Source organism: Allobosea sp. TAB14, from assembly GCF_052113865.1.
GTDB classification, from domain to species: Bacteria; Pseudomonadota; Alphaproteobacteria; order Rhizobiales; family Beijerinckiaceae; genus Allobosea; species Allobosea spartocytisi.
The window spans coordinates 25,906-37,053 of record NZ_JBFRDQ010000009.1 but is presented as its reverse complement, the minus strand read 5'-3'; the positions used below and the strand labels follow the sequence as shown (position 1 = coordinate 37,053).

Sequence of the window (11,148 nt, the reverse complement as noted above, 5' to 3'; positions counted from 1 at the left end):
TCACCCGGCCGGTTCGGTCGGTACCCATAAGGATCCGAACGTTTCGCGATGGCCGACCTTCTCAGCATCTTCAATCTGGTCGCGCCCTTTTTCGGGCTGATCCTGCTCGGCTTCGTCATCGGCCGCTGGAAGCAATTGCCGGAGGAGGGGCTCGCCTGGCTGCAGTTCTTCCTGATCTATGTAGCGCTGCCGCCCTTGTTCTATCGGCTGATCGCCGACAAGCCGTTGAGCGAGCTCGCCAATTGGAAGTTCATCGCCTGCACCACCACGGCGACCTTCTGCGCCTTCTGTCTCTCCTTCGCGCTCGGGCTCAAGCATGCGCATGGCAACATGCCCCAGGCCGTGATGCAGGGCGTCGCGGGCGCCTATTCCAACATCGGCTATATGGGGCCGCCCCTGATCCTGGCTGCGCTCGGGCCGGAGGCCAGCGCCCCGGTCGTGCTGATCTTCGTCTTCGACAGCGTCCTGCTGTTTTCGCTCGTGCCGCTCCTGATGGCTTTCGCGGGCGTCGAGAAACGCAGCCTCGCCGCCACGCTGCGCGAGGTGGTCTGGCGGGTGCTGACCCATCCCTTCAATGTCGCGACACTGGCCGGCGTGTTGGCGAGCTATCTCAAGTTCGAGCTCCCCACTGCGATCGACCGGATGACGCTCTGGCTCTCGCAGGCGGCGGCGCCCTGCGCGCTCTTCCTGCTTGGCGTCACGGTGGCGCTGAGGCCGATGAAGTCGATGCCGGGCGAGGTGCCGGGTCTCGTCGTCATCAAGCTCCTGCTGCACCCGCTGCTGGTCTGGCTGTTGCTCTCGGCCGTCGGCGGCATTCCGGCGAACTGGATCTATGTCGCGCTCATCATGGCGGCGCTACCGCCGGCGCTGAACATCTTCGTCATCTCGACGCAGTACAGGGTCGGCGTCGAGCGCGCCTCGGCCTGCATCCTCGTCGGCACCATCGTCTCGATGRTSACGCTGMCGGGCTTCCTGTGGCTGGTGAAGACAGGCAGGATAGCGGCCGATCTCTTCCACTGAGAAAGCCGCCCATGCTGCCGCTGGACGATCTGCTGGTTCTCGACTTCTCGACCCTGCTGCCCGGCCCGCTGGCGAGCCTGTTTCTCTCCGAAGCCGGGGCGCGGGTGATCAAGATCGAGCGGCCGGGCGGCGAGGACATGCGCGGCTTTCCGCCGCGCTTCGGCGAGACGTCCGCTCCCTTCGCCGTGCTCAATCGCGGCAAGCAGAGCGTCGAGCTCGATTTGAAGGCGCCCGATGCGCTGGAGCGGCTGAAGCCGCTGGTCGCGCAGGCCGACATCCTGATCGAGCAGTTCCGGCCGGGCGTGATGGAGCGCCTCGGCTTCGGCTACGAAGCGCTGGCCGCGCTCAATCCGCGCCTGATCTACTGTTCGATCAGCGGCTACGGCCAGGACGGGCCGCGCGCGCAGGAGGCGGGCCACGACATCAACTACCAGGCGGTCGGCGGCCTGCTCGGCCAGTCGCTGCAGCGTGGCGCCGCCCCGCCGCTGCCACCGCCGCTGGTCGCCGACATCGCCGGCGGCACCATGCCGGCCGTGCTCAACATCCTGCTGGCGCTGCGCCAGCGCGAGCGAAGCGGGCAGGGCTGCCATCTCGACATCGCCATGGCCGACGCCATGCCGACCTTCGCCTGGTACGGGCTGGCGCAGGGCCAGGCGACCGGCTCCTTCCCGGATGGCGGCGAGGCGCTTTTGACGGGCGCGAGCCCGCGCTACGGCCTCTATGCCACGGCCGATGGCTGGTTTCTTGCCGTCGGGGCGCTGGAGCCGAAATTCTGGCGGGGCTTCTGCGAGGGCATCGGCCTCGACGAGACCCTGCGCGACGACCGCCGCAACCCGCAAGCGACGCGCGCCGCCATCGCCACGATCGTCGCCGGCGAGAGCGCCGCGCATTGGCGCACCCATCTGGAGCCGCTCGACTGCTGCTGCACCGTGGTCCGCACGCTGGAGGAGGCGGTCGCCGACCCGCATGTCACGGCGCGCGGCCTGCTCGACGCCCAGGCACAGGAGCCGGGCGGGCGCCGGCTCGTCTCGACGCCTTTGCCGCTGGCGCCGGTGTTTCGGGACAAGGCCGCCGAGACGCGGCAAGTCGCGGCAAGCGGCGCCGATACCAGGATCGTGCTGGGAGAACAGTGACGGAACTCTGGACCGTCATTCTCGGGCGCAGCGAGGCGCAGACCCGAGAAGTTCGGGCTGGAGTCTGTTGCGTTTTCACGGAAGAGCTGCGTCATCCCGGACGGAGCGAAGCGGAGATCCGGGATCCATGCCTGAACCCTGATCGGCAATGCTCCGGCATGGATCCCGGGTCAGGCCCGGGATGACCGCGCGGTTCCGTGCAAAATAAGCTCGCTCTGGAAGGCGCGCCGGGGCGCCGTCCGACGAAAAGCGCTTGGGTCAGGCCCGGGCATGACGCCTGGATCTTACCGCGCCGCGCCGCCCGCCAGCCCTTGCCGCATGACGAAGCGGCGCAACGGCCCGATCCGCGACAGCGCCAGCAGGCCCGCGCCACGCATCAGATCGGCCGGCAGCAGATCGCTTAGGAGGGTTCGGTTGAGCGCATCGACGGCGCCCGTCCGCAACCGGACATCGGTGCGCCGCGCCGCGTCATAGGCGGTCATTGCCCCTTCCGCGCCCGGATCGTCACGCTCCGCGACCGCATCGCGCAGTGCCGCGACGTCGCGCAGGCCGAGATTGAGCCCCTGCGCCCCGATCGGCGGGAAGACATGCGCGGCCTCGCCGATCAGCGCCATGCGGCCGGCTGCGAAGCGATCCACCGAGAGCCCCCCCATCGGGATGCGTCCGCGCGGCCCCGCGACGCTCATCGCGCCGAGCAGCGACTGCACCTGTGTCTCGACCCGCCGGGCGAAAGCGGCATCGTCGAGGGCCGCGACGGCCTCCGCCGCCTCGGGCTCGAGCAGCCAGACCAGCGAGGAGCGCCGGCCAGGCAGGGGAACGAGCGTGCACGGCCCCTGGCGCGTATGGAATTCGGTCGAGATCTCGCGATGGTCGCGGGCATGCGTGAGAATGCCGGTCAGCGCCACCTGCGGATAGCGCCAGTCGCGGCTTGCAATCCCCGCGACGGCGCGGACCTGCGAGTTGCGCCCGTCCGCGCCTACGACCAGACGCGCGTTGAGCGACGCAAAGCCGTCTCCGGAAAGCCGCACGGAATCGGCGGCGGGCTCGATCGAGCGGACAAGGCCCGGCAGCAGCCGCAGGCCGGCGCGTTGCCGGGCGGTCTCGGTCAGCACCTCGGTCAGATCGGCGTTCTCGATGTTCCAGCCGAAGGCCTCGAGCCCGATCTCCGAAGCGCGGAACTCCACCGGCGGCTGCCGGAACAGGCTGCCGCTGTCGTCGACCAGCCGCATCACGGCAAGCGGCGCCGCCTTCTCCAGCAACGCATCCTGCAGGCCGAGTTCGGCGAGCAGGCGCCACGAACTGTCGAGCAGCGCGACGGTGCGCCCGTCGCGGGGCGTCGCCAGCGGGCCGAGCAGCGCGACGCTGCGGCCCTCGCTCGCCAATGCGAGCGCCGCGGCGAGCCCGACCGGGCCCGCTCCCACGATGGCGATATCGACCGAGGCCCCGGCATGCATGCTCATGATCCCTCGCTATCCGATGCACGGCGTTTTGGYCACGGGCCGCAAAGTCGCAAGGTGCGTCTGCATTTGCCGAGGATGCTGCTTTCCCGCGCGATGAACTATGGTCGGGGCATTCATTCGAGGGAGATGTCTTCCATGGTCAAAGCCATTCGCGTGCATAAAACCGGCGGCCCGGACGTTCTGGCGTTCGAGGACGTCACGCTGCCGCAGCCCGGGCCGGGCGAGATTCTCATCCGCAACCGCGCCATCGGCCTCAATTTCATCGACACCTATTTCCGCTCGGGGCTCTATCCTGCGCCGCAACTGCCTTTCACCCTGGGCAATGAGAGCGCCGGCGACGTGCTGGCGGTCGGGCCGAATGTCACCGAGTTCAAGGTCGGGGATCGCGTCGCGGTCGTCGCGGCGCACGGCGCCTATGCCGAGGAGCGCATCGTGCCGGCGGCCTCGGTCGTCGCGCTGCCGGAGGGCATCTCCTACGAGGCCGCCGCCAGCATGATGCTGAAGGGGCTGACCGCCGAGTACCTGCTGCACCGGACCTACAAGGTGAAGCCGGGCGACACCATCCTGGTCCATGCGGCGGCCGGGGCGACCGGCCTGATCCTCTGCCAATGGGGCAAGGCTCTGGGCGCGACCGTGATCGGCACGGTCGGCTCGCAGGCAAAGGCGGAGCTGGCGAAGGCGCACAAGGCCGACCATGTCATCAACTATCGCGAGGAGGATTTCGCGGCGCGGGTGAAGGAGATCACCGGCGGCAAGCTCTGCGACGTGGTCTATGACGGCGTCGGCAAGGACACCTTCATGAAGTCGCTCGACACGCTGAAGCCCTTCGGCCTGATGGTCTCCTTCGGCAACGCCTCCGGCCCGGTCGACGCCTTCAATCTCGGCATCCTCTCGGCCAAGGGCTCGCTCTATGTCACCCGCCCGACGCTGAACACCCACACCGCGAAGCGCGAAACCATGGTGGCGATGGCGAAGAACCTGTTCGACGCGGTGCTCTCCGGCAAGGTCACGGTACCGGTCAACGCCACCTTCCCATTGAAGGACGCGGCGGATGCCCATCGCGCGCTCGAATCGCGCGGCACGACCGGCTCGACGGTGCTCCTCCCCTGATCCTGCTCGTCATTCTCGGGCTTGACCCGAGAATCTCATGACCAGAGGAAGCTGGTTTCCGAGATGCTCGGGTCAAGCCCGAGCATGACGCTAGACGACGGTCACATCCTGCGCCCGGTCTTGCCGGGCGCATTTTTGCTGGCGTCGTGAACCCGTCGGCACGCCGCCGCGACGAATGGATGCCAGCGCAATGCTGACGATCTTTTCGGGACGACGGTCATGTCGACCAGGTTTCAGGCAACTGTTTTTCTTCTGGGTATTTTGAGCCTTTCCGGCGTTGCGCTGGCGCAGCAGCTCCGGGGCCAAGGCCGGCAGGCCACCGTTCCGGCCGCCATCCTGAACGGCGCCGAGCAGGGCCGCCTCCGCGTTCCCGGCGCAGCGCGCCTGCGTTACGCCGAAACGGGTTGTGCCGCCGGCGTCTGCAGCGAGCCGCCGAAGCGGAGCGAACAGGGCGAGGCGGCTCCCGTCGCCGATGCCTGCAGCAGCCTCGGCACGGCGCGCGACCGCAACGGCCGCACCATCCGCCGGCTCTGCACCTTCAACTGAGGGAAGTCGGACGCGCTGGAGCGCATTCCGAGGAAAGGCGGGTCATCCCAGCCGGAGCAAAGCGGAGAGCCGGGATCCATGCCCGAACCTTCGTCGGAAACGCTCTGGCATGGATCCCGGGTCAGGCCCGGGATGCCCCTGTGTTTCCGCCTAAGATCAGCAAGCTCTAAAGGCGCGGCTCAGACCGCGACGCCGTGCAGGTCGTAGGCGTCGGCGCGCTCGATCTTCACGGTGACGATGTCGCCCGGGCGCAAGGGGCGCCGGCTTGCGACATAGACATTGCCGTCGATCTCGGGGGCGTCCCATTTCGAGCGGCCCTTGGCGACGGTCGGCCCGGCCTCGTCGATGATGACTTGGATGCGCTTGCCGACCCTGGCCTTGACGATGCGGGTGGAAATCTCGGCCTGCGCCTTCATGAAGCGGTGCCAGCGCGCCTCCTTCTCCTCCTCGGGGACGAGGGCGAGGCCGAGGTCGTTGGCGGGCGCGCCCTTGACCGGCTCGTATTTGAAGCAGCCGACGCGCTCCAGCTTCGCTTCCTTCAGCCAGTCGAGCAGGAACTGCAGATCCTCTTCGGTCTCGCCGGGGAAGCCGACGATGAAGGTCGAGCGGATGGCGAGGTCCGGGCAGATCTCGCGCCATTTCCGGATGCGGTCGAGCGTGCGGTCCTGATGGGCCGGGCGCTTCATCGCCTTGAGGACATTGGGGGAGGCGTGCTGGAAGGGAATGTCGAGATAGGGCAGCACCAGCCCTTCCTGCATCAGCGGGATGACCTCGTCGACATGCGGATAGGGGTAGACATAGTGCAGGCGCACCCACATCCCCATCTGGCCGAGCTCGCGGGCGAGCTCGAAGAAGCGGGTGCGGATCTCGCGATCCTTGAACATCGACGGCGCGTATTTGATGTCGAGGCCGTAGGCGCTGGTGTCCTGCGAGATCACCAGCAATTCCTTGACACCGGCCTTGGCCAGCTTCTCGGCCTCGCGCAGCACGTCGCCGATCGGCCGCGAGRCGAGGTCGCCGCGCAGCTTCGGGATGATGCAGAAGGTGCAGCGATTGTTGCAGCCCTCTGAAATCTTTAAGTATGCGTAGTGCCGCGGCGTCAGCTTGACGCCCTGGTCGGGCACCAGATCGACGAACGGGTCGTGTTTCGGCGGCACCGCCTGGTGCACCGCCGAGACCACGCTCTCATAGGCCTGTGGGCCAGTGATCGCGAGCACGTTCGGGAAGGCGTCGCGGATCTGCTCGGGCTCTGCGCCCATGCAGCCGGTGACGATGACCTTGCCGTTTTCGGCCATGGCCGAGCCGATCGCCTCCAGCGATTCCGCCTTGGCGCTGTCGAGAAAGCCGCAGGTGTTGACGATGACGAGGTCGGCCCCGGCATGGCTCTTCGAGAGCTCATAGCCCTCGGAACGCAGCGAGGTGATGATCCGCTCGGAATCGACGAGGGCTTTCGGGCAGCCCAAGGAAACGAAGGAGATTTTCGGCGCGACGGCGTTCATCGGCTGATGGCTTATGTCCAGAATGTCAGGAAGCGCCGCGCGCGTGACACGCGATCGGCGCTTCCTTTGAACCTTTTCAGCCTGATTTGCAATCGAAAGCGGCTCAGGCCGCCGCGCCCGTCGCGACCGGCCGCTCGGGATCCTGCGTCCAGTCGGTCATCGAGCCGTCATAGAGCGCGATCTCGTCGCGGCCGAGCAGTTCGGAGAGCACGAACCAGTTCGCCGCTGCCGAATGGCCGGTGTTGCAATAGGAGATCGCCGGCCCCTGCGGCACCACGGCAAAGATCCTCTCCAGCTCGGAGCGCGGCTTGAGCTTGCCGGTGCCGGGCTCGAAGGCCCCCGCATAGTCGCGCGCGATCGCGCCGGGGATATGGCCACCGCGCGTCGCCTCGGCCGCCTTCTCGCGGCCTTCGAAATAGCTCGGCCCACGTGCATCGACGAGGCTCGCCTGCTTGCTGCGGGAGGCGATGAGGGTTGCGTCCGTCGTGCTGCGCAATTGCTGCTGGGCGACGACCGGATAGGGCTCGGTGCTCTTCGGCTGCGACGGGCCGCTCTCGACCGGCCGCTTGGCGTCACTCGTCCAGCCCCTGAAGCCGCCGTCCAGGATCGCCTGTTGACCGTGGCCGATGAATTTCAGCGTCCAATAGACTCGTGCCGCCGCGGCGAAGTCGGTCGCGGCCGTGCCGGCCGAGACGATGATGACGTCGTCATGCGGCTTGATGCCGAGCCGGCCGACCAGCGTGGCGAGGTGGTCGGCGGCAGGCAGCATGCCGGGCGCGTTGCCGACCTTGGCGCGCCAGCCATCGGCGGCATAGTCGGAATGAACGGCACCGGGGATATGCCCGGCCTCGAAGGCTTCCTTGCCGCCATCCGCCGCGGTGCGCACGTCGAGGATGACGAGGTTCTTGTCGCCGAGACGCGCGGCGAGGGCGTCGGGCGTGATCAATCCTGCGAATCCGGGCTGGCTCATGCAGCTTCATCCTTCTGCAGTTCGTCGATCACATCGAGCTCGTAGCTCATCTCGGCGGTCGCCCCGAGCATGATCGAAGCCGAACAGTATTTTTCCTTCGACAATGTGACGGCCCGCTCGGCCTTGGCATAAGCGAGGCCCTTGCCGGTGATGCGGTAGCGCAGATGGATCCTGGTGAAGACCTTGGGGTCGCTGGCGGCGCGTTCGGCCTCGACTTCGACTTCGCAACCGGTCACCGCCTCGCGCCCCTTCTTGAGGATGCTGACGACATCGAAGCCGGTGCAGCCGGCGAGCCCGATCAGCAGCATCTCCATCGGCCGGATGCCGATATTGCGSCCGCCATAKTCMGGMGCRCCRTCCATCATSAYSGCGTGGCCGCTGCCGGCCTCRCCCATGAAGGCCATGCCTTCCACCCATTTCGCGCGTGCTTTCATCGCGATCTCCTGTCCGGATCGAGGACCGGCCGCCCTTGTCGCGGCGGGATTCGGGGGCGGAGGCTAGGGCATCGGGCCCAAAAGTGGAAACCGGTTTTCGGCACCACCGGATGCCCCGAGAGCGGGATCAGGCGGCGGCGAACAGGTTGCCATGCGTGATGCGCAGCCGCACCCGCTCGCCGATCGCCGGAGCGACCTGGCTGGCGAGATCGACGTCGAGCCGCTTCTTCAGCCCCTCGACAGCGACCTCGGCCCGGCGCAGCGGGCCGTTGCGGCGCAGATGCTCGACCGTGCCGGGCAGGGCGAGCGGCGTCTCGTCAACGATGCGCAGATGCTGCGGCCGGACATAGAGGGAGGCCGGGCCGCCCTGGTTCTGCGACAATCCGCCCAGCACCGGCCGGTCGCCGAAGAAGGCCTGGCTGCCGACGACCTTGACCGGCAACTTGTTCACCTCGCCCAGGAACTCGCAGACGAAGGGCGTCGCCGGATGGTCGTAGACGTCGTCGGCCGAGCCGACCTGCTCGATCTTGCCGGCGTTGAGGATGGCGACGCGGTCGGCAAGTTCCAGCGCCTCTTCCTGATCATGGGTGACGAACACGGTGGTGTGGCCGACGCGCCCGTGCAATTCGCGCAGCCAGGCGCGCAAATCCTTGCGGACCTTGGCGTCGAGCGCACCGAAAGGCTCGTCGAGCAGCAGCACGCGCGGTTCGATGGCGAGCGCGCGGGCGAGCGCGACACGCTGGCGCTGGCCGCCGGAGAGCTGGCTCGGATAGCGCTTTTCCAGACCCGGCAGTTGAACCAGTTCGAGCAGGCCTTTGACGCGCTTGCTGATTTCGCTCGCAATCGGACGCTCCTCGCGCGGGCGGGACCGCAAGCCGAAGGCGATGTTGTCGGCGACGTTCATCGTCTTGAACAGCGCATATTGCTGGAAGACGAAGCCGATGCGCCGGTCGCGCAGCGACAGCGCCCGCGTGTYGATGTCGCCGAACAGGACCCGGCCCCGGTCGGCCTCCTCCAGCCCCGCGATCAGGCGCAGCAGCGTGGTCTTGCCCGAGCCGGAAGGGCCGAGCAGCGCGACGAGCTCGCCCGGCTGGATGTCGAGCGAGACGCCGCGCAGCGCCGGGAAATTCTCGAAACGCTTCTCGATGGCTTCGATGGTGACGGCGACCGACATGGGTTTTCGTCCTTCGTCCAGGCTTGGGTCAGTGCCGGCGGCTGGCGGCGATCGCATCGCCATAATGCCATTCCAGCAGGGTCTTGAGCACGAGGGTGACGAGGGCCAGCCCCGCCAGCAGCGAGGCGACGGCGAAGGCGGCCGGTCCCATGTACTCGTTGTAGAGGATCTCGACATGCAGCGGCATGGTGTTGGTCTCGCCCCGGAYCTTGCCGGAAACGACCGCGACGGCGCCGAATTCGCCCATCGCCCGGGCATTGCAGAGCAGTATGCCGTAGAACAGGCTCCACTTCACGTTCGGCAGGGTGATGGTGAAGAACACCCGCCAGGGCGACGCTCCCAGCGTCAGCGCCGCTTCCTCGTCGGCCGAGCCGAGCGACTGCATATGCGGGATCAATTCGCGCGCCACGAAGGGGAAGGTGACGAAGACCGTGGCGAGGATGAGCCCCGGCAGCGCGAAGATGATCGAGATGCCATGCGCCTGCAGCCACGGCCCGAAATAGCCCTGCGCGCCGAACAGCAGCACGAAGACCAGGCCGGAGATCACCGGGGAGACCGAGAAGGGCAGGTCGAGCAGGCTGATCAGCAGGTTCTTGCCGCGGAATTCGAACTTGGCGATGGCCCAGGCTGCGGCGATCCCAACGACGGTGTTGAAGGGCACGGCGATGGCCGCGACGATGAGCGTGAGCCGGATCGCCGCTTGCGCGTCGGGTTCGGTGATCGCGGCACGATAGGCTTCCCAGCCCCTGGCGGCAGCCTCGACGAAGACCGTGAGCAGCGGCAGCAGCAGGAAGAGCAGCAGGAAGGCGAGCGAAACCGCGATCAGCACGAATTGGACGAGTCGGCTCTCGCCGCGGGCGCGGCTTCCATCGCGCCGGGCCGGCGCGGTCGCGGCAGGCAAGGTGGCGTCAGACATCGCCGAACCTCCGGCGCGCCCGCGCCTGCACCAGGTTGACCGCCAGGATGAGCGCAAACGAGATCAGCAGCATCATCGTCGCCATTACGGCGGCGCCCGCATAGTCGAACTGCTCGAGCCGGATCACGATCAGCAGCGGCGCGATCTCGGAGACCATCGGGATATTGCCGGCGATGAAGATCACCGAGCCGTATTCGCCGACGGCCCGCGCGAAGGCCAGCACGAAGCCGGTCAGCAGCGCCGGCAGCACCGGCGGCAGGATGACGCGGAAGACGGTGCGCAAACGGTTTGCGCCGAGCAGCGCTGCCGCCTCCTCGACGTCGCTCTGCAGCTCTTCCAGCACGGGCTGGACGGTGCGGACCACGAAGGGCAGGCCGATGAAGATCAGCGCCACCATGACGCCGAGCGGCGTGTAGGCGACCTTGCCGTCGAAGCCGATCGAGATATCGGTGAAGGGGATGGTGAACCGGAAGGCCAGCGGCGCCAGCCACGAGCCGACCCAGCCGTTCGGCGCATAGATGGCGGCGAGCGAGATGCCGGCGACCGCGGTCGGCAGGGCGAAGGGCAGGTCGACCGCCGCGTCGATCAGGCGCCGGCCGGGAAAGTCGTAGCGCACCAGAACCCAGGCGAGGATCAGCCCGAACACGGTGTTCACCAGCGCCGCGAACAGCGCGCCGAGGAAGGAGAGCCTGAGCGCGGCCAGCGTCCGGGGCGAGGTCGCCACCGCCCAGATATCGGCCGGGCCGGCGCTGGCGGCCTTCACGAACAGGCCCGCCAGCGGGATCAGCACGATCAGCGACAGCGCCGTCACGGTGATGCCCATCGCCAGGCCGAAGCCGGGCAGGATACTGGGCTCTCGCCAGCGGAAGGACGCCGTCGTTGTCAT

Annotated in this window: 11 protein-coding genes; 4 read left to right on the top strand and 7 right to left on the bottom strand. The window is 67.7% G+C overall.

Annotated features, from left to right (window positions below):
* The first annotated feature begins 48 nt into the window (after positions 1–48).
* Both AB4Y99_RS02620 and AB4Y99_RS02615 read left to right on the top strand, forming a co-directional pair.
* A complete protein-coding gene (locus AB4Y99_RS02620; protein ID WP_441522260.1) occupies positions 49–1,020 on the top strand; it encodes an AEC family transporter in 972 nt (323 codons plus the stop codon).
* An 11-nt stretch (positions 1,021–1,031) separates the two neighbouring features.
* Entirely contained in the window at positions 1,032–2,153 is a 1,122-nt protein-coding gene (locus AB4Y99_RS02615) for a CaiB/BaiF CoA transferase family protein (RefSeq protein ID WP_441522259.1), read from the top strand.
* A 284-nt stretch (positions 2,154–2,437) separates the two neighbouring features.
* Here AB4Y99_RS02615 and AB4Y99_RS02610 read toward each other — a convergent pair whose 3' ends face one another.
* Positions 2,438–3,613: a UbiH/UbiF family hydroxylase gene (locus AB4Y99_RS02610; protein WP_441522258.1), complete on the bottom strand. Its 1,176-nt coding sequence runs from the start codon at positions 3,611–3,613 to the stop codon at positions 2,438–2,440.
* A 135-nt stretch (positions 3,614–3,748) separates the two neighbouring features.
* Here AB4Y99_RS02610 and AB4Y99_RS02605 point away from each other — a divergent pair, with 135 nt between their 5' ends.
* Both AB4Y99_RS02605 and AB4Y99_RS02600 read left to right on the top strand, forming a co-directional pair.
* On the top strand, positions 3,749–4,723 hold the full coding sequence (locus AB4Y99_RS02605; protein ID WP_441522257.1) for a quinone oxidoreductase family protein: 975 nt from the start codon (positions 3,749–3,751) through the stop codon (positions 4,721–4,723).
* A gap of 219 nt (positions 4,724–4,942) precedes the next feature.
* Complete coding sequence (locus AB4Y99_RS02600) at positions 4,943–5,269, top strand: hypothetical protein (protein WP_441522256.1); 327 nt, start codon at positions 4,943–4,945, stop codon at positions 5,267–5,269.
* 179 nt (positions 5,270–5,448) lie between these two features.
* Here the strand turns inward: AB4Y99_RS02600 and rimO are convergent, their stop codons facing one another.
* From rimO to cysT, 6 genes are all read right to left on the bottom strand, one after another.
* On the bottom strand, positions 5,449–6,768 hold the full coding sequence (rimO, locus tag AB4Y99_RS02595) for a 30S ribosomal protein S12 methylthiotransferase RimO (protein WP_441522255.1): 1,320 nt from the start codon (positions 6,766–6,768) through the stop codon (positions 5,449–5,451).
* Between the two features lie 103 nt (positions 6,769–6,871).
* Positions 6,872–7,738, bottom strand: a complete 867-nt coding sequence (locus tag AB4Y99_RS02590) for a sulfurtransferase (protein WP_441522254.1) — start codon at positions 7,736–7,738, stop codon at positions 6,872–6,874.
* Positions 7,735–8,172 (bottom strand): OsmC family protein, encoded by a 438-nt coding sequence (locus AB4Y99_RS02585; RefSeq protein WP_441522253.1) that lies wholly within the window; start codon positions 8,170–8,172, stop codon positions 7,735–7,737. Before AB4Y99_RS02585 ends, AB4Y99_RS02590 begins: the two co-directional genes overlap by 4 nt.
* Positions 8,173–8,299: 127 nt before the next feature.
* The gene (locus tag AB4Y99_RS02580) at positions 8,300–9,346 is read right to left on the bottom strand and encodes a sulfate/molybdate ABC transporter ATP-binding protein (protein ID WP_441522252.1); all 1,047 of its coding nucleotides are present in this window, start codon (positions 9,344–9,346) and stop codon (positions 8,300–8,302) included.
* Positions 9,347–9,374: 28 nt separating this feature from the next.
* On the bottom strand, positions 9,375–10,262 hold the full coding sequence (gene cysW, locus AB4Y99_RS02575; RefSeq protein ID WP_441522251.1) for a sulfate ABC transporter permease subunit CysW: 888 nt from the start codon (positions 10,260–10,262) through the stop codon (positions 9,375–9,377).
* A complete protein-coding gene (gene cysT, locus AB4Y99_RS02570) occupies positions 10,255–11,148 on the bottom strand; it encodes a sulfate ABC transporter permease subunit CysT (protein ID WP_113252368.1) in 894 nt (297 codons plus the stop codon). Before cysT ends, cysW begins: the two co-directional genes overlap by 8 nt.

Coding starts and splice junctions, on each gene's coding strand:
- AB4Y99_RS02615 (WP_441522259.1), top strand. CDS start 1,032: ATGCTGCCGCTGGACGATCTGCTGGTTCTCGACTTCTCGACCCTGCTG.
- AB4Y99_RS02610 (WP_441522258.1), bottom strand. CDS start 3,613: ATGAGCATGCATGCCGGGGCCTCGGTCGATATCGCCATCGTGGGAGCG.
- AB4Y99_RS02605 (WP_441522257.1), top strand. CDS start 3,749: ATGGTCAAAGCCATTCGCGTGCATAAAACCGGCGGCCCGGACGTTCTG.
- AB4Y99_RS02600 (WP_441522256.1), top strand. CDS start 4,943: ATGTCGACCAGGTTTCAGGCAACTGTTTTTCTTCTGGGTATTTTGAGC.
- AB4Y99_RS02590 (WP_441522254.1), bottom strand. CDS start 7,738: ATGAGCCAGCCCGGATTCGCAGGATTGATCACGCCCGACGCCCTCGCC.
- cysT (WP_113252368.1), bottom strand. CDS start 11,148: ATGACAACGACGGCGTCCTTCCGCTGGCGAGAGCCCAGTATCCTGCCC.